The sequence below is a fragment of the Bradyrhizobium jicamae genome, assembly GCF_001440395.1.
In the GTDB taxonomy this organism is placed as follows: Bacteria; Pseudomonadota; Alphaproteobacteria; order Rhizobiales; family Xanthobacteraceae; genus Bradyrhizobium; species Bradyrhizobium jicamae.
The window spans coordinates 105782-130220 of record NZ_LLXZ01000102.1 but is presented as its reverse complement, the minus strand read 5'-3'; the positions used below and the strand labels follow the sequence as shown (position 1 = coordinate 130220).

The window sequence follows — 24439 nt, the reverse complement described above, 5'->3', positions numbered from 1 at the left end:
TCTGTTTTCCAGCCGATCGGCGTGGACGTTGTATCAGTATTACCAGCGGGATCGCCAGCAAGGATACGAACATCATCAGCTTGAAATTGTCGATGAACCAGCGTGACCGGACCAAGGGCCAGCAGCGGTCGGCGCCGGCGGCTTCGCAACAGCGCCGGCGCGCCTTCTGCAGCAGGCTTCTCCGTCGAACCGCGAAGTTCCCGATCCAGGTAAGGAGAACGTCTCGGGAGTGCGCGGGCCGTGTTGCGTTTCGTAAATGCTTCGAAGCCGCTATCTGACATGGCGCGATACTTGCCGTCCCGGTTTGTCGCAATGTTGCGTCAATCGATCGTCGGCACCTTGATGGGTGTCAGCCCCTCGCGAAAGACAAAATCCAGGCAGAGAATTGAGCCTCGTCAATGCATGAGGCCGTTCGATTTGCGAATTGAATTCGGCGACCCCCACGTCGCTTGCCCTCCGTGGGCGTTCCTCCCCGAGACTTGGACCGCCGGCGAAAGCCGCGCGGTCCCTTTTTCCGCCCGATGGACGACGAGAGAAGTAGCAGGACATCGTGACGATCACCCCAACCGTCACTCCCGAATGCCGATCCATTCGCGCCATACGGTCAGGAGCGCCGCCATGATTACCGGGCCAAGAGTCAGAGAAGCCGCCTCAAGCGCGACCCAGGCGCCGAGCGGCACCATCGCCAATACAATAGTCATCGCCGAAAATGGCAGCGGGCGCGGCACGCCCATGACGACGTAGGCGATACCGACGACAGCGCCCATCACAATCGCCGCTGCGATTGTTCCGTTCACGGTGGCGCGGGTTGCGTCGGCGATCTTGCCGATCAGGCGAGTGCCGGGATTGCCGAGCAGCCGCCGAGCGGTGACGACCGAACGGTTCGCAAGCCATGTTCCGTCACGCAGCATCAAGGAAAGCTCGATCAGCGTATTGGGGGAGAGGAAGAGACGATGTAGCGGTACGCCGCCGAGCGTGCTGGTCCAACTCGTCAGACTTCCATCTCGCCGTTTCCTCGCGCACGGATTTCGGGCGCGTTCTTCCACCCCGAACCCGCGATTGAAGGCCGTCAGGTTTAGTCCACACGGCGGAACGACAGGGCGGCGCGTCGCGCTACAGGCGGGCTGTCGCCCTCGCATTTGCTTCCGAAATTGACCGACGTCAGCGCCGCTGCCGGCGATTTCGTCCATGCAGGCGGAAAGCCCACGCGAGATTGTCACCATGCTCGATCGTCCCCGCAATGCTTCGCTTTTTCGGCATCACACGATGCACGTCCCCCGCACCATGTTTGCGGCGGCCATCGACCGCTTCGGCGGACCGGAGGTGATCACTGGTCATGCTTTACCGGTGCCGCCGCTGGACCCTGACGAAGTCATGATTGCCGTCGACACCGCCGGCGTTGGCCGGTGGGATGCCGACGTCCGGGAAGGGTTTTATGCACCCCGCAAGCCGCATTTTCCATTGGTACTAGGCTACGACGGCTCCGGAATCGTCGCCGCTGTCGGCTCGCGGGTGCGACGGTTGAAAGTCGGCGACGAGGTCTATTCCTACAATTGGGAGAACCCGAAAGGCGGGTTCTACGCCGAATACGTCGCCGTGCCTGCAGACAAGGTCGCGCCGATCCCAAAGCGGCTTGACCTGCGACATGCTGGCGCGATCCCGATTACGGGATTGACGGCACTGCAGGGGATTGACGACGCACTGAAGCTGAAGAAGGGCGAGACCATCATCATTCACGGCGCTTCCGGCGGTGTCGGAACGCTTGCGGTGCAATTCGCTAGACTTCGCGGCGCCCGGGTGTTCGCAACAGCATCAAGCCAGGAAGGCGTGGAACTCGTGCGGGAGATGGGCGCGCATGTCGTGGTCGACGGCAAGCGCATCGACATCGACGACCAAGCGCGCCGCTTCGCGCCCGACGGCGTCGACGCCATCCTGGCGCTCGTCGGTGGAGATGCGCTGGAGAAATGCCTGAACGTGCTGCGGCCCGGCGGCCGGCTGGCGCACCCGAACGGCATCGAGCCGGCCCCGAAGAAGCGGCGCGGCACGGAATTGATCCGCTACGACGGCATTTCAGGCGTTCGCGAGTTCGAACGCCTCAACGCGGCGGTCCACGCAGCGAAACTCAAAGTTCCGATCGCGGAATGCTATTCCCTGGCCCACGCCCACAAGGCGCACGAACGTCTAGCCGAGGGCCATGTCGTCGGCAAAATTATCCTAGCGATACACGCTTCGTAGTGGCGAGACATCTGTCTCGGCGGTCCGCGCGCCCAAGCTCGCCGACAGGAGGCAATTTCCACGTACCCGCGATCGCGTCTGCCAATAGATCAGAAATGGCCGATCGGAACCACCTGCGGAAGCGCCGGCCCAAGGTGGACGGAAACAACTTTTGACGGCCGTCAATGCGCCCGTCATCCGGTACGCGCTAAACATCACCAGATGCCAATCGAAGCCAGATTGCGGAGCATGTCATGAGCAGCACGACGTTCACTGGCCCTTCAGACGCCCAAACCGATGCTGCCACGGCAGCGCTCGCTCCAACCTGGTGGCTGTTCCTGGTGCGAGGCATTCTCGGCATCATCTTCGGATGTCTCGCATTGATCTTTCCCGGCCCGACAATGCTGTCGCTGGTGCTTCTGTTCTCCGCGTACATGCTGGTCGATGGCGTGGCCGGGATCGTCTCGGCGGTCCGCGCGATGCGCCGCAGGGGCCGCTGGGGATTCCTGCTCTTCGTAGGATTGTTCAATATCGCCGTGGGCATCGGAGCCCTGCTCTGGCCGGGCCTTACCGTGCTTGCCTTCGTACTGCTGGTTGCCTCATGGGCGATCGTCACCGGCGGGTTGATGACGGCTGCGGGCTTACGGCTGAACCTGGAGCATGGCCGTTGGTGGCTGGTTTTGGGTGGAATTCTTTCGCTGGCATATGGCGCGCTGCTTTTCATCACGCCCTTGATCGGAGCTCTCGTCCTGACTTGGTGGATGGGCGCGTACGCCATCGCCTTTGGCGTCGCCCTGATCATATTCTCGTTCCGACTTCGAGCGCGGCAGCAGCAGGGTACCAATCCCACGGCCGTGGGCACGGCTGCCTAGGCGGACCTGTGATGACGCAACGGCGATCGAGCCATCAAGGTCGCAAGAGCCGGGCCAAAGGCCAGTCCGCTCGTGAAATTGAAACGACCGCGATCGACGACGAACTCGTCCTGCAGAGCCTGGTCGAAACGTTTCCGGCAAGCGATCCTCCCGCCTGGATACCGCTCGCCCATGTTGGCGTTCCTGAGCGACGGACCAAATCCAAGTCTGCCCGAAAACGGCATTGCTGACCGACACAATTTTTCTGGCAACGTGGGATCGCGACCAATTAGCTTTCGCTATGCGGTCGCCGATCGCGAGCACAGTAACAGCGCCGCTCCGAGAAACCCACTGGGGAAGTTGATGAGCATCATGGCTGGACGTGGGCCGCCTCTTAGGATTGGCGTTTGATCGGTAGCTGATGACCCGCCGATCCCGCAATCCGCTTTTGTACAGACCAGGAGCCAATCATGAGATCCGACCGTGAAATAGAACGCGACGTCCGCGAAGAGTTAAACTGGGATCCCGATCTTGATGCCGATGATATCGCCATCTCAGTGAAGGATGGCGTGGTCACACTGGCCGGATTCACAAAAAGTTACAGTGACCGGCTGGAAGCCGAGCACGCGGCCAAGCGCGTCGCGGGCGTGCATGCCATCGCGAATGACATCGAGGTCCGGCTACCCTCGATCGATCAAAGGCCCGATCCGGACATCGCGCGCGATGCGATTGCCAGTCTGAAGGCTCAACTGCCTCTTTCGCACGAAAAGATCAAGGTCGTCGTCAAAGACGGCTGGCTGACCCTCGAAGGCACAGTGGAATGGCAATACCAGAAAACCACGGCCGAAAATGCCGTGCGAAAGGTAAAAGGGGTCAAGGGCGTGACTAACGTCATCTCACTGAAGCCCAAGGTCGAGCCCACCGACATTCAGCGCAGGATCCAAGAGGCGTTCAAGCGGAACGCGGAGGTCGATGCCAATCGCATCACCGTCGAAACCCACGGCAGCGAGGTCGTCCTGAAAGGCACTGTTCGCTCGTGGATCGAACGCGAGGAAGCCGAGCGTGTCGCATGGTCGGCACCGGGCATCACCCGTGTCGATGACCGGATCGTGGTCAGTCCATAACGGCTGCGGCCTGCTATCCGCATGCAAGTTAAAGTCTCATCGAGGCAAAAAGGAGAATGTCATGAGGTCAAGATCATTGGTCCCGTTTCGTGAAAGCGGCGCGCCGATGCGATCGGATTTCGGACCGTTCGGCCTGCATAGGGAGATCGACAGGCTGTTCAACGAGTTGTTGCAAGGAATAGTGTCAAACGACGGAACGAAGTCGCTTACCCCTAACATCGAAATCACCGAAACCGACGAGGCCGTCGAGGTCACCGCTGAGATGCCCGGCCTTGAACGCAAGGACGTCGAGATATCGATCGAGGATGATACCCTCACGATCCGTGGCGAGAAGAAGGTTGAGGGGAATCAGAAAGAAAAGAACGTGCAGCACAGCGAGCGCATCTACGGCATGTTCATGCGTATGCTACAGTTGCCTCCCGGCATTGATCCGTCCAGCATTCAGGCAACCATGGTTAACGGCGTGCTCAAGGTCACAATACCGAAACCGGCCAAGTCCATGCCGAAGAAGATCGAGGTCAAGGACGCCTCGCAGAAGGAGGCCAAGAAAGCCGCCTGAGCCGGGGCGGTAGCGGGACGCGTAGGTAGCCGCTTCTCCTCGGCGGCGGCCCATGCGTCCCGCACGCGATCGCTCCATTGTGGCGCCTCCCCCTCCATCCCGCAGAGATTGCTGTCACCACGAAGGAGCCGCTCTTGGCCCACACCACCGCGCCCACACCACCATGACTGCTTTCACCGACGATGGCGAAGTCCTCGTAGGTCAGCCTGCCCGCGATCAATCCGGAAAACACGGACGCGACCGGAAGTGTCCCACCGAACCTATGGCGGCAGCTGACGGTGGCTGACCGTGCTTCAATGGAATTGGTAGCGGAGGATGGCGGTGAGCGGAGCCCGGTTCGGTAGTTCATGCTGCTTGGCACCCATGACCCTGGCGCCCATGAACAGCGCCCGTCGCGCGACTTCGTCGACAACGCTATAAGTTTCGGCATCATCAGAAGCTGAATATGTCACGCTGCCGTCGAAGTCGCTGACGAGGCCGGGCACAACTGCATCAAGATCGACAACGAGCTGATCGATGGCGCCTGCAGTCGCAGCATGCGCGGCGTAGGAAACGTCAGTAGTTGCGCGTCGGGGCTTGAGCTCATCGTAGCGCACGATTACCCCTCGCAGTTCGCGGAAATAGAGACGGTCGAGGATCGGGATCGCTGCATCTCCCAGTTCGGCATCCGTCTTCCGGCCTGGGTTTCCTTCGATCGTCTCGTCGGCAAGCCGTGGATACGTAGTGACGGAACGGAACATCGACGCGAGAGGCTCCTCCGCCGCAAGAGCCAGGGGCGGTGCATTGCGTTCCGTAAGCAGGCTGCGGGTCGCGTGCTCGACTTTCCTGACATACTGGTGCAGCAGGACCTTTTCGCCTTCGAGGTTCTGCAGTCTGCCGCGCGGGGCGCGTACGTGAAATGACGGCCGCCGGGTCGCTTCCTCCGCGTTCTTGGGCAGGCCACGAACCTGCAGTCGTTCTGGCGGAAAATTGGCGAAGGCGTGAATTAGCCGAACGCTCTCCTCCGCCAGTGCGAGCACGAAGATATCGTGCGGCGACGTCATGGCGCGGATCAGCGGGGTTAGATGGAAGCGGTCCGCGACTTCGGCGAGTGGCTTTGGCGAATCCGGCAGGCGGAACGTTCGCATTGTCGCGGACGTGGTGAGCACCGCCAGGCCAGTAGACAGGTAATGCCAGAACGAATCGACCGGATCCGGCCTTCGACGCTGGAGCCTTCTGATCTTGTCTTCATCCTGGACATTGTGCTCTACGCCCGCGAGGTGATCGAAATGCCCCTCGAAGGCAGCGATCTTGGTCTTGTCGGCACCCCCTGCCCTGAGCTGCGATAGCGCGTCCCTGGCCAAGTCCCTGAACGCAGTACGGTTAAGCTGGGCGTTACTCCCCAAGGGAGATGTCGGGAGATACAGGGAAACGCAGGTCTCGCCCTTGATCTGCGCCAGCGCCCTGAACTCCTCCAACGTCGGAATATCGATATGCAGCATCGGCCCTCGCCGGCAGAACCCTTCGCTCGCCTGTAGTATGAGAGACCTTGGCCGAAGCGCAGCACTCCGACATTGACGGCGATCAATCAGGGCGGCATTTCCAGCACCCACGCGAAGACGCTACAGGCTGCGAATCCGATCAGGACGTGTCCCCATTCCAAGAGCCCCCATTCCCGCATCAGCCTACGCACCGGCGAAACCGGCTTTCCGAGTTGAACGGCGAACAGCCAGACGTTCACCGGCATCATTACAAAATAGGCATACGGCCAGCTTGCCAGAATCGTGGTGCCCCCAATGATCCAGCGAACGTCGCCACTCTGCCTGAACTGTACAAGAGCAATCACGGCCGACAGGACGGCAAAGCCCGACATCACCAGAGTGCCGCGGCGGTTACTCAGTTTCCATTCCTGGATCATCGCACGACCGTTGAGCCTGAGCCGCGCTGGCTGCTCGACAAGGCCGATGTAAATCGTCGCGCCGAGGAAGGCGGCGGCGACACCAAATGCGTAAAGACCGGGCCGCATCGATCTCACTCCGGACGCAGGCGGTTGTGGCTCCCTTCAATGCGACATGAACACCGGCACCGTCATCGATTTCATCATATCGCGGGTCACGCCGCCCAGAATGACTTCGCGCAACCTCCCGTGACCGTAACCACCCATCACGATCAGGGTCCCGGAATTATCTGCAACATAGGAAAGGATGGCATTGGTAACATCGATGTCAGGGGCCGCAACAGTCGCGATCTCGACCTTGACGTCATGATGCGCGAGGTGAGCTGCCATTTCGACACCACGGACTTCCTTGTTCTCTGCGTTGGTCTTCCCGTTCAGCACGATCAAGAGATCCACGGCCGTCGCCTTCGCGAGCAGCGGCAACGCGTCGTTGAAGGCGCGTGCCGCCACCTGGCTGCCGTCCCAACAGCACACCACGCGATCGAGCTTCAACTCGTCCTTTTGGACGTAAGGCACAACAATCAGCGGACGCCCTGACTGGAACAGCGCCGTTTCGATCATGTCATCGTTGTTCGCGCGAGACGGCTCGGATTGCATGAACACGCTCAGATCGAAGCGACGGGCGAGGACCGCAAAGATCGCGGGCGCCTCCGCCCCTATCGCCCTCAGCAACCGGTGCTCCGCCGAAACCAGGCTACGCGCGGTAACCGCGTCGAAGCGTTCGATCGCTGCGAGCGCAGATCTTTCACTGCTCGCGACCATCTGGGCCAGGATATCAGGCGGAAGCTCCATCACGGTGTAACCCGGAAAATCCGGGGTGTAAGCGAAGGCAACACCGGCAAGGTGGGCGCCAAACATCTCCGCAATTGAAATGGCAAACTCGCAGGCAGGATCGCGGGTGACCTGATGCTCGAGATTGACGATAATGTCCTTGATCATCTAACCGTTCCAGCAAATATGCGATGCAGCCCTGAGCGCAGTTTCAAGACTCGCGGCGCGCCGGGCATTGATGACGATCAATCGGCGAGCCGCAATTTGAACGATGCAACGTAGCGGCGGAATGATAGTCATTCCGACAGATCTAGGGAAAGCCTGACGTCACCCTCGCCAGGCTTCCCTTGCCGGACCGCCTCAGTAGCAATCTTCGATCCGGCGAACCCGCCACCTCCAACCGTCCCAGAAGCGTTCACGCCTAACCCGACAGTACGGCCCGAAATCGACGGGCTCATAGGCGTAGCTATAATAGTATGGCCTCGGCGCTGCGAGTGCGGCGCCAATGAGTGCGCCCGCCGCCAGGCCGCCGACGACCGGAGCGACAGGAAATCCATGACCATGACGCCATCCAGCGTCCGCCGGGGTTGAGCTTGCCACCGAGCCGACGACCACCGTCGCGCTGACCGCGAGTGCAATCATTGTTTTTTTCATCGTGAGACCTCCGCTTCTTTACTTGTGACGAGTCAACGACCGGTGTCCGAGATCCCGGACGCCAGCCCGCAGCGACGCTGACTCTAGCCGCATGGCAAATGGCCCACATTGGCGGCCGTCAAGAATCGCCTGCAGCCTTTGTCGTTTCGCCCTGCAACGCTGTACAAAGACAATTCGGAAATTGATCATCGTCAACGCGGCAGGTCGCATGTCCACGTCGTCGCCGACGCGCGCACAAGCGATTGCTGCAAATACAGGTGTCGCATGGGGCCCGGCATACCGCCCGTTCGCTACGACGCCGCGTCAACGGTTCGCGACCCAAAGAACGAGGCTGAACACCAAGCTGATAAGTATACAAGTCATTATCGGGAAATAGAACGTCGTGTTTCCCCGCTCGATGACGATGTCGCCGGGCAGCCGCCCCAATCCAAGTTGGCTCAGATAGGGCCAAAGCAGGCCAACCGCCAGGATCAGCGCGCCTAGTAAGATTAGAATACGTGTCATTGCTATCAATCCGTGCGCCGCCTAACTGTCGCGGCGGTGGCCGAACAATTGGAGCAGCATCATGAAGAGGTTGATGAAATCAAGGTAAAGTGCCAGCGCGCCGAGCACGGCCTTCTTGCCGGCGATTTCGCCGCTGTCGGATTCAAGATACATCGCCTTGATGCGCTGGGTGTCGTAGGCAGTGAGGCCTACGAACACGATGACGCCGATGATCGAGATAGCGAACTGAAGCGCGCTCGATCCGATGAGGATATTGACGAGGGATGCGATCACGATACCGATCAGTCCCATCATGAGGAACGATCCAAAGCGAGAGAGATCGGATCTGGTCGTATAGCCGTAGAGGCTCATCGCGCCGAAGGTCGCCGCCGTGATGAAAAACACACGCGCAATCGATTCCCCGGTGAACACCAGGAAGATGCCTCCCAATGACAGCCCCATGACGGCGGCATAGAGCCAGAACAGTAGCATCGCCGTTCCGGCGGCCATGCGCTGGATGCCGAAGCTCAAGACCAGCACGAAGCCGAGGGGCGCCAGCATGACAAGCCAAATCAATGGCGTCGCCGCGATAGACTGGTAGAAACCGGAAGCCGCGGCCAGGTAGGCGACGAGGCCGGTCAGCGCGAGGCCGCCGGCCATATAGCCGTAGATGCGTTGCATATGGGCCCGCAAGCCGGCGTCGATCTCGGCGACCGATGGTGGAAAGCCCGCGTCGCGTGACTTGCGAGCATCAAAATCGTAATAGCTCATGGCTTACTCCTGTGCGGTTCATTTCGACTGATCGAGCGGCCTTGAACGTCAGCTGCCGACAGGCCTGCTAATTCGCATGCAATGCGCGCTCGTTCCGTACCTGGTCAGCGGTATAGGGCACGGCCGTTGGATCGAACGCCTGCCAGCCCGACCTGCGGTATAGCTCGCAACGTTCCTGAAGCCTTACCGCCGACCGGTTCATAATCGGCTCTATTCGCGGCACATCTGCCGGAGGCACCCGCGAGGCGACCAATGTTCCTCCGCGGCGAACGCCCTCCGCAAAGACGTGCGCATCTTCTTCGCTGATGCCGGCATTGGTTAGCGCTCCCAGCAGCCCCCCGGTAACGCCACCGATCGCCATGCTACCCAACATGGCCGCAAGCCATCCCACGCCCACCACTGCGCCGATCCCGGGAAGCGCCAACATCGTAACGAGACTGGCAGCTGTCGCCGCCGTTGCGCCGATTGCAGCCCCAACGGCCGCACCCTCGAACTTTCTGTCGCGGGCGGTCTCGCTGCTTGTACGCGGTTTCCGCAAAGGCACAACATTCGTGCTCTCGGTAGCGCTGTACCAGGTATCGGAATTGTTCGAAATCATGCTGGTCTCCGAAGGCGGCAGGCCCGCGACCTCAAGTGCGATGATGACCCGGCGTGCGTCAGCATGTGAATCATAGAGACGGCAAATAGTGGTTGGCATGACGCGCTCCCGTCGCGTGAAAGTGCCACGGATCGGCCATTTGCGGATTGGCAGGTACCGTTAGCGCCGCCATTCTTGTCCATTGCGAAGAAAGGTCACCTTGACGAGCATCAACGGAACATGGCGGATTTCGTCGAGTTGCGCGCAGATCGTTAGCCCTCGCTTGCGACGCTAAGGATTGCGTCAGCCAGAGATGAGCGGTGCACCTGTGCGGAACATCGTACTGCCTTTGCACTCCACCTTCACAAGAGAACGACCTCGCCGCGCCTGACAGCGTGTTACCGGGGTCCAGCGCTCACGCTGCAGCAAAGCGATCATCTGCTTGCGGCAATCTCGCAGGATCCGGCTGACACCGCCATTTGGACGGCTGCCTGCCAGTCCTGCCACGATGTCGGATCGACTGGCGCCCCGTCAGCCCACTTCAAGCTGCCGAGCAAAAATGCGATCTGCTCGACGGGCCTACCATGGCGACGCCAAACGGCCTCGAGAAAGACGCGGACCGCGTCATAGCCTTCAATCACCGTGATAGTATCGGTTGCTTCGAACGTGGCCATATCCAGTGACTCCGAGTTGCGCCGTCACGCGCATTTCTGCCGCGCGGCGCGACTGCCATAGCCTTCGGAACGAAAGGCTTACCCTTCATCCGCCTCATCGCATTGACGGTTGTCAGCCGCTGAGCGTTGAACTTTTCTCCGATTGGCGGAACTTGATGCTCATCACGGCGCTGACAAATCTGGACAATGAAGCTGAGTGCGACGCGTATCGGAGCTGCGCATGGCCGACGACCTGCTGATCAAGACGCTAGTCGTGATCCTTGCCTCGGTCTGCGCCATCAGCCTGGTCGCGCGTCTGAGATTTCCGGCGGCCGGGGGTTACCTACTGGCCGGCTTGGTGATCGGACCGCACGGTTTGCAACTCATCGCCGCAAGCAATGAAGCAAGATTCTTGGCCGAGCTCGGCATCATTCTCCTCATGTTCATGGTGGGCCTTGAGTTTTCGCTATCGGCAATGATTGCCGCACGCCGCGACGTTTTCGGCGCCGGCAGTCTGCAAGTCGGGTTTACCGTTATTATCGTGACGGGAATTGCGGCGCTTTCGGGTGTGAGCTTATCCGGCGCGGTGATGCTCGGTGGTGCAGTTGCGATGTCATCGACCGCCATCACGCTCAAGCAATTGGTCGACCAGGGGGAGGTCAGCAGCCAACAAGGCCGCCTCGTGCTGGGAATCCTGCTCTTTCAGGATCTTGCTGTCCTTCCCTTTCTCGTTGTGCTGGGTGGGTGGCAGCTAGGGGGTGGGCCGGAACCGTTGGGAGCTCTGCGCCAGCTCGCTACAGCGACGATTGCACTCGGCGCTGCGGCTATCGTCTGCAAACCGGTTTTTCGCACCTGGCTTACCTGGGTTGCTCAGACGAACTCGGCGGATCTATTTCTGCTCACCGCTCTGTTGCTCGCGCTCGGTACGGCGTTCGTCGGACATGTAGCCGGTCTTTCGGGGCCGATCGGAGCATTCCTCGCCGGTATGGTGGTCGGCGAAAGCGACTTCCGTCATCAGGTAGAGGACGATATCCGACCCTTTCGCGACATCCTGTTGGGCCTATTCTTCGTCACCGTCGGCATGGAGGTGGATCCCTCAACCATCGTTGTGGCGCCCATAAGCGTCCTCGCCTGGATAGCCGTATGCGTACTAGGAAAGGCTTTCGTCATGATCCAGGTTGGTGCAATCATGCGCTGGCCAGCACCGATCGCAGCGCGAGCTGCCCTCATTCTGGCACACGGCGGAGAAGCCGGTTTACTTCTACTCACACAGGCGATGCGAGTGAATGCCCTGGAAGCGAGCGTCGGGCAGCCCGCTCTCTTGGCCCTAGCGGTGTCCATGGCCTTTGGCCCAATGCTGATTCAAGCGAGTTCCCGATTTGCGGAACTCGCTCGCGGTGCTTCACATCACCTCAAAGCACGTGCCGAAGAAGCTGCCATCCGCGAGGAAAGCCGAGATCTCAGCGATCACGTTATCCTGTGTGGCTGCGGACGCGTGGGTCGCCCAGTGGCGCTCGTGCTGGAGGCCGCAAAGGCTCCTTACCTTGCGATCGAGTCTGACCTGATGCGCTTTCGCAGGGCAAAAAAGTCCGGACACAAGGTCGTTTTCGGGGACGCGGGCCGCAAACGGGTTATGGAAGCTGCCGGCGTCGCCCGAGCGCGACTCGTCGTTGTAACCTTCGATCGACGTCATTTGATTGAACACATTCTTCACTTTGTGCGCCAGCAAAATCCAGCGGCATCCTCTATCGTAAGTGCAACCGATGATCAGGAACTTTCATCGCTGAGGCGGGCGGGCGTCAGCACCGTGTTTCCAGAGAACATCGCGGCCGGCCTCGCGCTGGCTGACCAAGTGCTTCTTGTTTGCGGTTTCTCGCAGGACGATGCCGCAAGCATCGTTACTGCAGCTCGAGCTGAACTACATCCGGAATTGCGAGGGCACGTCGGTCGCTGAACCGGGAGATCGCCTGCGTTGGAAGCTAGACCAGGCACAGGTCAAGCCCGCAACGTTACGCGGCGGATGCCGCTCCGATCGGCAGGCGCGGCTGCATTCAGACACGGTGCCGGCCAAGTCGAGGCTTTGCTGGTTTGCCCTCCTTGATCTCCTTCATAGTACGGCCGGTAAGAACAGAGCGATCGAAACGAGCGCTATCGATATCCCACGACGGATCAGCGTACTCGTCGCGACTTTTGATGAGCAACCAATAGTCTCTTCGGCCAGACTTTTTAATTTGGATCAACGTGAAGCCGCCACGCAGTTTTTCGCCCTGCAGTACGATTTGGACTTTGCCGAGAGCCAGTTGCTCCTCTGGCGGCTGATCTTCCAGCGGCTCATACTTTCCCAAGTCCCACACCATCACGATCCCAGCTCCGTATTGACCGGGCGGGATCATGTCTTCGAACTTCGCGTATTCGAGCGGATGGTCCTCCGTCCTTACGGCCAAGCGCTTGTCCGCAGGGGTCATTGACGGACCTTTTGGCACTGCCCATGACACCAAGACCCCATTTACGGCGAGCCGGAAATCATAGTGAAGCCGGCTGGCAGCGTGTTTTTGAACCACAAAGGCGCGCGTACAACCGCTTCGCCGCACTCGTCCGACCGGCTCGGGCGTTTCCGTAAAGGCTCTTTTGCTTCGATATGCTGCGAGCGACACTGGTTGTCCTTTAGACTGATTTAGAGTTCCGCCGGCGGTTAGCGATTTTGCCTCATCGCACATCAGTCCTCACGAGGGACATCCTCCGGCCGCTTGTCATCCCGCAGGCCTAGAAACCGAGGGTGTCTTAGCTTACCTCCTGCCGTCCACTCGGTGAATCCGATCTGCGCGACGAGCTTCGGCTTCACCCAATGCACGCCGCGCCGCGGCAACCCATCCCCGGCAAAGGGATAAATCGGCGTCTCCAGCCGAGCGAGCTTTTTGCGGAGACGCTTCAGCAGATCGTCGGCGAACCCCGTCCCTACCTTCCCGGCATACACGAGCTTTCCACCGCGGAAGTAACCCAGCAGCAACGCTCCGAACCCGCTGCGGGTCCCTCGTGGATCGGTGTAACCGCCAATGACGAACTCCTGCTCTCGCTTGCAAGCCAATCACGCGTTCGCCTGGACACATACACACTGTCCGCGTCCTTTGCGACGATACCTTCCCCTCCCGTCTTGCATGTCTGCCGGTAGCAGTCCTCGCCTTCGGTCGTGTGGTGTTCCGTGAACCGTAAGGCGTCATGGAAGTCAAAGGCCTTGCGAAGTACCTGCTTTCGGTAGCGGAGTGGAACCCGCTGGATGTCGTAACGGTCCAGGTAGAGCAGGTCGAAAAGATAGAACCATACCGGCACCTTGCGAATCAGCTCGGTCGGCGGATGCTCCACCTGCATGCGAGCTTGCAGCTTTGCGAAGCTGGTGTTCTGGCCATCTGAACGCGAAAATCTCGCCATCCGCAATAAAGCACGTGGCTCCCTGCTGATGGATCGCCTGGATCACTTCGGGATATTTTGCATTCAGTCGAACTCGATTCCGGGAAAAGAGATTCAGATCGCGACCATTGCGAAAAGCTAGGCAGCGCTCCCCGCCCCATTTCGGTTCAAATAGCCATCCCTGTCGCGAGAAGACGTCATTCGTGAGCGTCGCTAACATGGGCGCAACCCATTTTGGCTGCGCGCGCCTTCGAAGCCGGGCCCTGACGTCAGTGGGTAGTCGGTCGAGCAGATCGCGGCCGAACATGGGGCTCTCACCTGGACATCGCAAGAAGTCGCTAGACACCATCGTTATCGAACCGAGCTGGATCTTCGACCTTGACGGTCTGGACGAACTCCGAGCCCTGCCTGCGGATCCGAAGCGATAGCCGCTCGCGATGGAGCGCAAGCCCAGGTGTGTCGTAGTACGTACTGACTAGCGTCGACCGAGCCTCCGATTTTGCGGTGGGCATCGCCAGGAGCACGCGCTTCACCTTTTCCAACTCCTCCGGCGGCGCGGCTAGTTTCAGTTCGAACTCGGTTGAAATGGAACTTCTCCTTGCACGCACTCAGGGATCATGCGCACTTGGGCCTCCAAGGGGCCGAAGAACCCGCGCTAAATTCTCACGCCCGGTTCCGTCAGTGCTGCCGCAGACGATTCCTGCACAAAATTGTCGAGAACAGCAGCCGCCCCCGCAGCAATAATGCCGGCGACAAAGCATGCGACGACGAAGGCGCGCATTTTGTTTCTCCTATTTTCGGTTACATTCGCAAAATGACCCTATCGCGTTCCGCTATCGCTCGCGCTCTCTTACCTTCCGATGCGGGGACGTCTTCTGATCACGTTGGCGCTTGACGAAAGGACGATCGACATGATGCTCGACGATGAACTGGGCCACAATTTTCACGATGTCGGGCGGCATTGGCACGGCTTCCACATGGTTGGTCCCTGCATTGGTGAACCCTTCTCCCTCGGCTGGATCGGCCGTTACGGCGAGGATCTCATGCGGCCCTCGCTCCGATGCAACTGGACGCAAGGCTGTCCATAACGCCGGTGCTCCCGACGCGAGGTTGTCGTGATAGTTGGCAGTCTCGGTTCGGTGCAGTTCGATCACGGCTTGACCTACAAAAAACAAGGTCGCGTCCTCTCGCGTGTCGACTGGTGTCCAAGGTGCGGCCGTTGGTGTTCCGGCAAGCACTGAAACCGGTCCCCACAGAAAGTCGGCCCAGACGCTTTTCGCCTTGCGCCGTTCAACCAAGACGCCAACCGGAATTACCGCAAGAGCTGTCGATCTCAATGAAGCGCCTCCTTTCGGACCGCCGGAAATTTCTCCTTATGCGGGGTGACGATGCGCCAGATGCAGCGCGCCGGCTGGGATCGAAGCGCGCTGCCAACGCTCATTCCGCCGCAGTCGCCGAAGGCTGTCTCAACCGGTCTTCGTTTGCGAGTTGTTGAGCGATCCAATGATCGTGGTGTTCTTTAGCCCAGTTGAGATCGACCTCGCCGGTGCCCATGGCCTCGAATGCACCCCTCCATTCCGATCGTACCGATATAGATGTGAGCCGAGATCAGGGCGATGAACAGAACGGCCACCACAGTATGAACGATCTGCGCGAGTTGCATCCCGGCGATGCCAAAACCATAAACAGGAAACAGCAACAGGAACCCCGATACGGAGACCGCAGCGCCGATCGCCATGGAAAGCCAAAAGACAAGCTTCTCGCCAAAGTTGAATCGCCCGGCTGGGGCATGTTTGTTCTTGATGAAGCCGCCTCCCTGCTTGATCCAGTCGAGGTCAATTTTTTCAAAAAGGTTGTCCCTGAAGAAGATCACGACAATTAGGACGAGGCCGATCGCAAACGAGAAGCCTGTGAAGTCGTGCACGTACTTTGCCGCCTGAGAGACGAGCGCGAACGCGTCCGGGCCGATCGCCGGCAACAGCAAAACCTTGCCGAAGGTGATGTTAAGGCCGGTCAAGGCAAGAACGACGAACGACACCGCCGTCAGCCAATGCGCAAATCTCTCAAACGCCGTGAAGCGGAGGATTTTCTTTCCCGAGCGCCCCTCGGCAATCCGGATCTGTCCCACAATCAAGTACGCCAATCCGAGGATCGCGATGGTGCCGAGGATTATGACCGCGCTGGCCCGATGCAGCAGCACATCATGGACATACTGCCACGTTCGTCCGGCGGGTTCGATCAAAACACCGGCCTTGGGGTCGGGAATATCTACCCGGCCTTCGACACGGGGGGCCTGCTTCAGGAGCGTCTGCTCATCGACGACGCTGGCTGTTGGGTTAGGGGCGCCATCCGGCCCGCGTTTTTGCGCTTGGCCCGGAACCGCCGCGGCAATCGAAAGGAGCACGACCGCGACGACAAGAAGGCGAACAAGTACGGGAAACGCCATGACGATCAACCTCTCCGCATTTCCGCCTAACTCTTCACAGCCACCCCGCGTTGCGGTTCAAACTCGAACTGCCTCGCCATAAGCAGTCATCCAACCCCATGAGCCAGAACCATAACCCCGCTTGAATACGCGTTCCTTGTAGATCTGAGCAATGACTTCGCCGTCACCGGCCAGCAACGACTTGGTCGAGCACATTTCGGCGCACATCGGTAGCTTGCCCTCGCCGAACCGGTTCGATCCGTATTTTGCGAACTCCTCGGCACTGCCCGGCGCTTCGGGTCCGCCGCCGCCGGCGCAGTAGGTGCATTTATCCATCTTGCCGCGCGAGCCGAAATTGCCGACCTTCGGATATTGCGGCGCGCCGAATGGGCACGCATAGAAGCAATAGCCGCAGCCGATGCACAGATCCTTCGAATGGAGCACGACGCCGTCTTCGGTCGGATAGATGCAGCTGACCGGACAGACGGCCGCGCAGGGCGCATCGGTGCAGTGCATGCAGGCCATCGACACCGAGCGCTCGCCGGGCTTGCCATCGTTGATGGTGACGACCCGCCGGCGGTTGATCCCCCAAGGCACCTCGTTCTCATTCTTGCATGCGGTGACGCAGGCGTTGCAGTCGATGCATCGATCCGCGTCGCAAAGGAATTTCATGCGCACCATCGCTTTCGTCCTTTCTTTCCGCCCGGATTCGGTAATGGGTCCTGCATGCCACTCGGTGGATCGTAGCCGCAGGTCGTAGGTGTTCACGCTTTCGCCGAGCACGATTGGATCGGTGCCTTTGGGATATTCAACGGCCCTGGTGGCGATCGCCGGCTCCCGTACCACGGGCAACCGGCCGCAGCTCCGCACCGCCAATCGCAAAGCAGATCGCGCCGGTCCACGGTCGTCATAACAGAAGTACCCTATCCAAAGATTCGAGCGCCAAAGCGGACTGGGTTTCGGCTTTCCGTCTTGAGTAGCGCCTTGACAAAGGGTCTGAAAATGACGGACGTCAATTACGAAAGATCAAACAGATCTAGACGACGACGGCCGTTGCGTAGGATGTGGCGGGGACCAAAATGGCAGCGGCGACGGTTGGCGACGCACGTCCTGCATCGGAGGACATTTGATGCTTGTCAACGACATTTCCGTCGAGCAACACCATGATGCTAAAAACTCGACTGCGGTAGATGCGAACGCTCGCAAATTGCGACGCTTGATCGATCCCAAGCTCATCTTGATCCTGGCGTAGCAATGGAGATCTGGTGTCGGCTATGATTCATTTAGTGATCGTGCAAATCGTCGATTTCTGCGCTCGCAATCGGTGGACGATCGTTATTGTCGGCGCGCTGCTGATGCTTGGAGCCGCGGCCTTTGATGCCGCCCGATTCTCGATCAATACTGATATAAAGGGTTTGATTTCTCAGGATCTGCCATGGCGTCAGCGCGAGATGGAATTGTCCGAGGCTTTTCCGAGGAAAGGCATTCTGATCGTCGTGAAAGCCCCGACGCCTGAAAACGCGCAACGTGCGACTAGCGCGCTGGCGCAGGCCCTCTCGAAAAATGCTGATCTGTTTCCAACAGTGGAACAACTCGACGGCGGGGACTTTTTCGAGCGCAACGGATTATTGTTCGGGTCTCCGGCCGATGTGAAAAGGACCGTGGAGGGACTGACGAGAGCCCAGCCGCTCATTGCGGTGCTCGCAAGCGACCCGAGTCTGCGCGGCGTTACGACGGCGCTCTCGTCTGCGGCCGAGGGCATCCGGGCAGGACGGATCACTCTGGATCAGCTTGCGTGGCCTCTGTCATTGGCAGATCGAACACTAAGTCAGGCTCTGTCGGGGAAGCCGGCCACATTCTCCTGGCAGGAACTGTTGGAAAAGCAGCCGCCACCGGCAAGGCGGCTACGGCACCTTATTGGAGTTCAACCCAAGCTCGATTTTTCCGAGCTTCAGCCCGGTCACAAGGCGGAAATCGGGATACGGCACGCCGCCGCCGATCTGGACTTGCAAAACAAATTCGGCGCGACGGTCGATCTAACCGGTGAGGTGCCAATGAACGATGATCAATTCTCGGTCATCAAATATAGCGCTGTCCGCGACACGTTGACGGCGGTGCTCGGCGTTCTGATCATTCTCTGGCTGGCGCTTCGTTCCTGGAAAATCATCGCCGCGGTCTTCTTCAGCTTGGCGGTCGGGCTTGCCGCCACGACCGCTCTCGGCCTTGTCCTGATCACCTCTTTCAACTTGATCTCGATCGCATTGTTCGTGCTGTTCGTCGGCCTCGGGGTGGATTTCGCCATTCAGTTCAGCGTGCGCTATCGCGCCGAGCGACACGAGCATCCTGATTTATACGAGGCTTTGCGATGGACTGCCCGCAAGGCGGGCGATCCGCTCTCATTGGCCGCCGCGGCCACCGCCATCGGCTTTTTCGCATTTCTGCCCACCAGCTATCGTGGCCTATCGGAGCTCGGCCTTATCGCCGGTTGCGGCATGCTGATCGCATTCGCCTGCAGCATCACGTTGGTGCCGGCGAGCCTGGCGCTGCTCAAGCCTCCGGGCGAGCCTGCGCCGGTTGGCTTTCGAGCATTCTCACCCCTCGACAATTTCCTTCAACGGCATCGCATTGCGGTAATCGTCGGCACGTTTCTCGTCATTCTCGCCGGTATACCGCTGTTGTTCCATTTGGAGTTCGACTTCAATCCAGTCGATCTGCAAAATCCGAATTCTCCTTCCGTGGTGACCTACCGTGAGTTACAGAAGGAGCCGGAAGCGAGCGGCAACGATGCTCAGGTATTGGCGCCGTCGCTCGAAAAAGCGGATGAAACGGCAAAACGCCTGGCGGCACTTCCCGAAGTCTCACAAACCTTGACGCTGAGCAGTTTGATCCCAGCCGATCAAGACGAGAAAATTGCCGCGCTGAAGGCCGCCTCGAAGCAGCTTGGCCCAGCCCTCAATCCTCCGATGCTGCGGCCTGCGCCGAGCGATCGGGAGAATATTGCTGCTATTCAAAACGCAGCCGAAGCTCTTGGCCTGGCCGCAGGAAACGGAACAGACTCCGGCGCCGAGGCCGCACGGCATGTTTCGGATTTGCTGAGGCGTCTCGCGAGCGCGGATGCCGGCATCCGGGCCAAGGTTGACGCCGCGATCGTGCAACCGCTGATTTACGATCTCGACCTTCTGCGCAAGTCTCTTGACCCGGATGCGGTGACTTCCAGGACGATGCCGCCAGATCTCGTGCGCAATTGGGTATCCTCCGACGGCAGAGCCCGCGTTCAGGCGCTGCCAAACGGCGATCCGAACGATACCAACGTGCTGCGCAATTTCGCGACCGCAGTACTTCGTGTTGAACCGTCGGCGGCGGGGGGTGCGATCAGCCTCTATGAAGCCGCGCGGACAGTCTTGTTAGCGTTTGTCGAAGCAGGTGTTCTGGCAATCAGTGCGATCGCCATTCTGCTTCTTATAGCGCTGCGTCGCTTGACTGATATGCTGCTGACACTTATCCCCCTCCTCCTCGCCGGCGTCCTTACGCTTGAGGCTTGCGTGCTGATTGGCGTCTCGCTCAATTTCGCGAATATCATCGCACTTCCGCTGCTGCTCGGCGTCGGCGTCGCATTCAAGATCTATTACGTCATGGCGTGGCGCGCCGGAAGAACCAGCCTGCTACAATCGACGCTGACCAGGGCGGTACTATTCAGCGCCATGACCACTGCGATTACGTTCGGGAGCATGTGGGCGTCAAGCTATCCCGGCATGTCGAGCATGGGCAAGCTGATGGCCTTGTCGCTGCTGTGCACGATGTGGGCCGCGGTGTTCTTCCAGCCGGTTCTGATGGGGCCGCCGCGGCAAGTGAAGGTACATTCTGATCAGGACGCAAATTTGCGCCAAGCCGCGGAATAGACGTTAGTTCCACCACAAGGCTTCCGCGCAAAAATCCGCAATGCCGTGGACGCGGTCGCGGCCCGCGAACGTCAATTGCATGCTTTCCGAAAAACTGATCACCATGATCACGGGCGTCATAACAAGATGAGGACGTCGAATTCGTTCGACGGGAAGCGCCACGTCACTTCTTCGAACGTCCTGAACGTGGGTGTCTCGGACGGCAACAGCTGGCTAAGGGAATCATCGACCTTGATACACGCTATCCCTAATGCTGCCAATCAACAGCACGACAGTGGCAAGCCCAGCCAGCGATGGAAAGCGTAGCGAGACCAGACCGAGGCGCTCCAGACCGTATGCGATGCTTCGCGAGGCGCTCGCTGAACGCGAGCTGGACTGTATACCGCGACGTATCGGTGTTCGGTGGCCTGGCGGGATGAGTATCCACGCGGCCGGCCGGACTTTGCCGCGAGCTTTCGGAAGTCTGCGACCGTGTCCGCGCCGCGGCCATGACGGGCGTCAAATCCACGCTCCCAAGCGATCGATCTCGATTTTCAGTTCATCGTCCCTGCTCGCGGGTTCGGAGCTTCGGTTTGATGGCCATCAGCGCTATCAAACTCCCTGCGACGGAGTACATCGGGCCGGCCTAACCGGTCCCAGTGGCTTACGCAGCCACGATGAGATAGCGCTTGAACCAATCGCACGCCAAGCGCGCCACTTCATCCAGCGCTCCGGGTTCTTCGAACAAATGCGCTGCTGCCCTTACAATTGCCAATTGCTTTTCGCAGCGCAGCTGCGCGAGAGCGGCTCGGTTTAGCTCAAGCACTTGCTTGTCGTCTTCTCCGACGATCAATAGCGTTGGAGCCCGAACGCGCGTCAAGGCCGCGCCGGCCAGGTCCGGACGGCCGCCGCGCGAAACAACTGCGCCTACTGGATCCGGGCGGAGCGCTGCGGCCGCCAGCGCGGCTGCGGCCCCGGTGCTGCCGCCGAAATAGCCTATCGGAAAATTCTTGGTATCGGGGAACTGGATGAGCCAGTCGGTTACATCGACGAGCCTCTCCGCGAGCAGGTCGATGTCGAAGCGCAAGTGCGCCGTGCGCGCATCGACCACGTCCTCGTGCACCGTTAACAGATCGATCAGCAGGGTTGCCAACTTCGCCTCGTTGAGCACACGGGCCACATACCGGTTGCGGGGGCTGTGGCGGCCGCTGCCGCTCCCATGGGCGAAAAGCACCACCGCACCTGCGTCTTCCGGGATGGTCAGATTACCATTGAGCGTCACCGAACCAGCAGGGACGCTGACCAATTGTCCCTCAATCATTTGAGCTGCGGGACTGTTCATGGCATGCTTCCTTTTCGCTTGCGAGACACGACACTCATACCGCGAATGGGAATGTTTCCGGAAGTGCGCCGGCTTCCCACACCTCGGTGGTTTCGAGCGGTTTGACCGCAAATGTCTCATCGAAATGCACCACGGCATCAAATTGGTCCGGTAACCGTGCCTGGAAATAATGGCTCTGCCGCTCGGTTTCGGGACGGTAGATCACGCCGATCGCGCGCTCGAGCCGAGGCACGCCCAATTGCCGCACCGCCAGATCGCTGTCGTCCATGATCAGCAGGAATCGGTCGCGCCCTGAAGCATGAAACAGTGCCTCGTAACTGCCGGCCAGCGCTGGTCGGACGCGCTTACGCTCGGCCGAACCGCCCCAATCTGAAGCGGCCGTTACCGTGCCACGATGCGTTGTAAAGCCGATCAGAACCGCGTCGTCGGCATATTTCTCGCGCGTGAGCTGGCCGACATTCAGTTCGCCGCGCCGACCCATTTCTGTCGCGCGAGCGTCGCCGAGATGCGAATTGTGCTCCCAGACGGCAATTTTGGCGCGACCGGCTTTTCGATCAAGGTAGCTGACCAGCGCGTCGAGCGTTTCAGCCATATGTCGGTCGCGCAAATTCCACGATGACACTGCCTCGAGGAACACCGAGCGGTAATAGGCCTCGGCGTTCTTCACCAGGCGGGCATTCTGTTCGGCATAGAAGAGATGATCATCCAAGGCGCCACCACGGCGCATACGATCGGCCGCCCGGCGCTGCAACTCGAGCAACTGGTTGACAACCTCCTCCTCGCACGATCTGGAAAGGTTCAGGCGCGTCATCAGGCCGTAGGCCTGGGTATCCTCGCCGGCATGATCGAAGCAGGCGTAACGTTCGCGCGCCTGGATCGCCGCCTCGGGATCGACTTTCTCCAGGTAGCGGAGCACGGCTTTCATCGATGCGTGCAGGCTGTAGAGATCGAGCCCGTAGAAACCGACCTTTTCGACACCCGGCGGCAGCCCATCATTGTGTGCCCGAAGCCACTCAATGAACTCGACCACCACCGCGTTACGCCACATCCAGGTCGGGAAACGACGGAAATCGGCGAGCGCGTCTACCGCATCGACGTCGTCGCCAGCGCCGCGCACATAGCGATTGAGACGATAGGCGTCGGGCCAATCTGCCTCCACTGCGACCGCCGTGAATTTCCTTTCGATGATGAGCCGCTTCGTGATTTCGGCCCGCTCTCGGTAGAACTCGTGGGTACCGTGGGACGCTTCACCGAGCAGAGCAAAGCGCGCCTCACCGATCCGCCCGATCAGCGGATCATAGTCGCGCACGGATCCGACCAGCGGATACGCAGTCTCGCGCAAGGCATTGACCACCACATCATCTGCCGCCGGAGAAAGTGCGGCTTCAGCGTCGGACTTGCTTTGGCGCGCCAACAGCTCGCGCACCTCTTCGTCCGTCGTCTGTGAAAACTCCTGATACCAACGACCGACCGCATGGAATGGCTCCGGCGTGATTGCGCAAACGACCTCGTCGGCCCTTCTTTTCATTTCCTCACAGGTGTCGGGCGATGCCGTCGGAACCGCAACGACAATCCGCGCGGGCCCCTGCTGCCGTAACGCTTCGATCGCGGCGTACATGGTGGCACCTGTCGCCAACCCGTCGTCAACCAGGATGACCGTGCGGCCCCGCACGTCGGGCTGCGGACGGCTGCCACGGTAAAGGCGCTCGCGCCGTGCCAGCTCCTGCCGCTCGCGTGCCGTAACCGCATCAATGATAGGCGCGGGAATGCCGAGGGCTTCGATGATCTCGTTGTTGAGCACGCGCACGCCACCTGTCGCGACCGCGCCCATCGCCAACTCCTCATAGCCGGGGACGCCGAGCTTGCGGACCACAAAAACGTCCAGAGGTGCATTGAGCGCGCGGGCTACCTCATAGGCGACGGGCACGCCGCCGCGCGGCAGTGCCAGTACGAGCACGTCCGGGCGATGGGAGTAGCCTGCAATTTTCTCGACGAGTCGTCTGCCCGCGTCTCGACGATCGAGAAACAGTCCTGGCATCATATCTCCTCCCTTGCCTGCGCAGCCGTTCGGCGCAGGCTTTTCGATTGAAGCTCGCCGCGCGGGCCGTGGGTCACCGGTCGCTCCAAGGCGGAGGCCAGCAGCGGTGCAATAGAGACCGTTCGCTGTTCAGGCCGGTTCTCCTTGTGCACGTCCACCGAATCCGTCACCAATACCTCGCGAACGGCTGAAAGGCTCGGCTTCTCACGCGCATTCGCAACCAGCTGTCCGTGCGTGGCCGCTAGGATGAATTCAGGTTGTGCGCCAGCCACTACGCAGCCGAGCCGACAACGCAGCTCGCGCGCAATCAAATGGGCCAACGCCGGATTGGCTCTCCCGCGAAATACAATGAAGCGGTTGATCACAGCAGAAACCCGGCTCACGCGTCCTCTTCCACAAGTAAGCATTGTGGTAACGTCGAACCGATTTCGATCGCCTTGATGGTCGTCAACTCCGTGCAACCTGTCCTCGGAGAGCGCGACGGAACACGACGCGGCGCTGAATCACAAGCGTCCAGCCAAACATAAGGCGTCTGCCGAAGTAAATCGGGTCGATCACGACCAGTTGCCGATTGCCAGTCTCAGGCCAGAAATCGATACTACGGCAACTATCCTCGTCGTGGATGATGACGCGGCGGTGCTCTAGACGACTCTCCGATTGCTCGACCCCTTAGGATATTCGGTCGTTCCTGCCCCAACAGGACTACACGTCCCGCGTTGCCGGTCATCCTCGTTACCGGCTACAGCAATCGCGAAGTT

Annotated in this window: 25 protein-coding genes and 1 pseudogene; 7 read left to right on the top strand and 19 right to left on the bottom strand. The window is 60.0% G+C overall.

Features of this window, described 5'->3' with window-relative positions; genetic code table 11:
- Window positions 1-569: 569 nt before the first annotated feature.
- The gene (locus CQ12_RS43810; RefSeq protein WP_198164177.1) at window positions 570-1190 is read right to left on the bottom strand and encodes an AI-2E family transporter; all 621 of its coding nucleotides are present in this window, start codon (window positions 1188-1190) and stop codon (window positions 570-572) included.
- A 31-nt stretch (window positions 1191-1221) separates the two neighbouring features.
- Between CQ12_RS43810 and CQ12_RS16520 the strand changes: the two genes are divergently transcribed.
- The 4 genes from CQ12_RS16520 to CQ12_RS16505 all read left to right on the top strand — a co-directional run bounded on the left by CQ12_RS16520 (window position 1222) and on the right by CQ12_RS16505 (window position 4748).
- Complete coding sequence (locus tag CQ12_RS16520; RefSeq protein WP_198164176.1) at window positions 1222-2235, top strand: quinone oxidoreductase family protein; 1014 nt, start codon at window positions 1222-1224, stop codon at window positions 2233-2235.
- Window positions 2236-2468: 233 nt separating this feature from the next.
- Window positions 2469-3086, top strand: a complete 618-nt coding sequence (locus CQ12_RS16515; protein WP_057836345.1) for an HdeD family acid-resistance protein — start codon at window positions 2469-2471, stop codon at window positions 3084-3086.
- A gap of 449 nt (window positions 3087-3535) precedes the next feature.
- Entirely contained in the window at window positions 3536-4189 is a 654-nt protein-coding gene (locus tag CQ12_RS16510) for a BON domain-containing protein (RefSeq protein WP_057836344.1), read from the top strand.
- A 106-nt stretch (window positions 4190-4295) separates the two neighbouring features.
- Window positions 4296-4748: an Hsp20/alpha crystallin family protein gene (locus CQ12_RS16505; RefSeq protein ID WP_157088256.1), complete on the top strand. Its 453-nt coding sequence runs from the start codon at window positions 4296-4298 to the stop codon at window positions 4746-4748.
- Window positions 4749-5041: 293 nt separating this feature from the next.
- Here the strand turns inward: CQ12_RS16505 and CQ12_RS16500 are convergent, their stop codons facing one another.
- From CQ12_RS16500 to CQ12_RS16470, 7 genes are all read right to left on the bottom strand, one after another.
- Window positions 5042-6229: a baeRF11 domain-containing protein gene (locus CQ12_RS16500; protein ID WP_057836342.1), complete on the bottom strand. Its 1188-nt coding sequence runs from the start codon at window positions 6227-6229 to the stop codon at window positions 5042-5044.
- Window positions 6230-6315: 86 nt separating this feature from the next.
- Window positions 6316-6753 (bottom strand): anthrone oxygenase family protein, encoded by a 438-nt coding sequence (locus CQ12_RS16495; protein ID WP_063799759.1) that lies wholly within the window; start codon window positions 6751-6753, stop codon window positions 6316-6318.
- Between the two features lie 36 nt (window positions 6754-6789).
- Complete coding sequence (locus CQ12_RS16490) at window positions 6790-7623, bottom strand: universal stress protein (RefSeq protein ID WP_057836340.1); 834 nt, start codon at window positions 7621-7623, stop codon at window positions 6790-6792.
- Window positions 7624-8412: 789 nt separating this feature from the next.
- Complete coding sequence (locus tag CQ12_RS16485) at window positions 8413-8613, bottom strand: DUF2905 domain-containing protein (RefSeq protein ID WP_057836339.1); 201 nt, start codon at window positions 8611-8613, stop codon at window positions 8413-8415.
- Between the two features lie 21 nt (window positions 8614-8634).
- Complete coding sequence (locus CQ12_RS16480; RefSeq protein ID WP_057836338.1) at window positions 8635-9363, bottom strand: Bax inhibitor-1/YccA family protein; 729 nt, start codon at window positions 9361-9363, stop codon at window positions 8635-8637.
- A 67-nt stretch (window positions 9364-9430) separates the two neighbouring features.
- Entirely contained in the window at window positions 9431-10060 is a 630-nt protein-coding gene (locus CQ12_RS16475) for a hypothetical protein (RefSeq protein ID WP_057836337.1), read from the bottom strand.
- Between the two features lie 314 nt (window positions 10061-10374).
- Complete coding sequence (locus CQ12_RS16470; protein WP_057836336.1) at window positions 10375-10614, bottom strand: hypothetical protein; 240 nt, start codon at window positions 10612-10614, stop codon at window positions 10375-10377.
- A 220-nt stretch (window positions 10615-10834) separates the two neighbouring features.
- Here CQ12_RS16470 and CQ12_RS16465 point away from each other — a divergent pair, with 220 nt between their 5' ends.
- Complete coding sequence (locus CQ12_RS16465; protein ID WP_057836335.1) at window positions 10835-12547, top strand: cation:proton antiporter domain-containing protein; 1713 nt, start codon at window positions 10835-10837, stop codon at window positions 12545-12547.
- 97 nt (window positions 12548-12644) lie between these two features.
- Here CQ12_RS16465 and CQ12_RS42340 read toward each other — a convergent pair whose 3' ends face one another.
- The 8 genes and pseudogenes from CQ12_RS42340 to fdh3B form a co-directional block, all read right to left on the bottom strand.
- Window positions 12645-13247, bottom strand: coding sequence for a DNA polymerase ligase N-terminal domain-containing protein (locus tag CQ12_RS42340; protein WP_057836334.1), 603 nt, complete (start codon window positions 13245-13247; stop codon window positions 12645-12647).
- Window positions 13248-13309: 62 nt separating this feature from the next.
- Entirely contained in the window at window positions 13310-13648 is a 339-nt protein-coding gene (locus CQ12_RS45075) for an ATP dependent DNA ligase (protein WP_430642224.1), read from the bottom strand.
- Window positions 13549-14218: pseudogene (locus CQ12_RS47710) on the bottom strand (ATP-dependent DNA ligase). The gene CQ12_RS45075 and the pseudogene CQ12_RS47710 overlap by 100 nt, the downstream one beginning before the upstream one ends.
- Window positions 14219-14336: 118 nt before the next feature.
- Entirely contained in the window at window positions 14337-14606 is a 270-nt protein-coding gene (locus tag CQ12_RS16450) for a CYTH domain-containing protein (protein ID WP_057836333.1), read from the bottom strand.
- 47 nt (window positions 14607-14653) lie between these two features.
- Complete coding sequence (locus tag CQ12_RS47245) at window positions 14654-14779, bottom strand: hypothetical protein (protein WP_283807374.1); 126 nt, start codon at window positions 14777-14779, stop codon at window positions 14654-14656.
- A 52-nt stretch (window positions 14780-14831) separates the two neighbouring features.
- A complete protein-coding gene (locus CQ12_RS42335) occupies window positions 14832-15335 on the bottom strand; it encodes a DUF3305 domain-containing protein (protein ID WP_083519315.1) in 504 nt (167 codons plus the stop codon).
- Between the two features lie 182 nt (window positions 15336-15517).
- Window positions 15518-16444 (bottom strand): formate dehydrogenase subunit gamma, encoded by a 927-nt coding sequence (locus CQ12_RS16440; RefSeq protein ID WP_245309954.1) that lies wholly within the window; start codon window positions 16442-16444, stop codon window positions 15518-15520.
- 57 nt (window positions 16445-16501) lie between these two features.
- Window positions 16502-17104: a formate dehydrogenase FDH3 subunit beta gene (gene fdh3B, locus CQ12_RS16435; protein ID WP_057836440.1), complete on the bottom strand. Its 603-nt coding sequence runs from the start codon at window positions 17102-17104 to the stop codon at window positions 16502-16504.
- Between the two features lie 448 nt (window positions 17105-17552).
- Between fdh3B and CQ12_RS47240 the strand changes: the two genes are divergently transcribed.
- Together CQ12_RS47240 and hpnN are read left to right on the top strand one after the other, a co-directional pair.
- The gene (locus CQ12_RS47240; RefSeq protein ID WP_283807373.1) at window positions 17553-17675 is read left to right on the top strand and encodes a hypothetical protein; all 123 of its coding nucleotides are present in this window, start codon (window positions 17553-17555) and stop codon (window positions 17673-17675) included.
- Between the two features lie 22 nt (window positions 17676-17697).
- Window positions 17698-20322, top strand: a complete 2625-nt coding sequence (gene hpnN / locus CQ12_RS16430; RefSeq protein ID WP_057836331.1) for a hopanoid transporter HpnN — start codon at window positions 17698-17700, stop codon at window positions 20320-20322.
- Window positions 20323-20965: 643 nt separating this feature from the next.
- Here hpnN and CQ12_RS16425 read toward each other — a convergent pair.
- From CQ12_RS16425 to CQ12_RS16415, 3 genes are read right to left on the bottom strand one after another with little or no spacing between them, the layout of a single operon-like run.
- Entirely contained in the window at window positions 20966-21643 is a 678-nt protein-coding gene (locus CQ12_RS16425; protein WP_057836330.1) for a dienelactone hydrolase family protein, read from the bottom strand.
- A gap of 34 nt (window positions 21644-21677) precedes the next feature.
- The gene (locus CQ12_RS16420) at window positions 21678-23681 is read right to left on the bottom strand and encodes an erythromycin esterase family protein (protein WP_245309952.1); all 2004 of its coding nucleotides are present in this window, start codon (window positions 23679-23681) and stop codon (window positions 21678-21680) included.
- Window positions 23681-24064 (bottom strand): hypothetical protein, encoded by a 384-nt coding sequence (locus tag CQ12_RS16415; RefSeq protein ID WP_157088255.1) that lies wholly within the window; start codon window positions 24062-24064, stop codon window positions 23681-23683. Before CQ12_RS16415 ends, CQ12_RS16420 begins: the two co-directional genes overlap by 1 nt.
- Window positions 24065-24439: the final 375 nt, after the last annotated feature.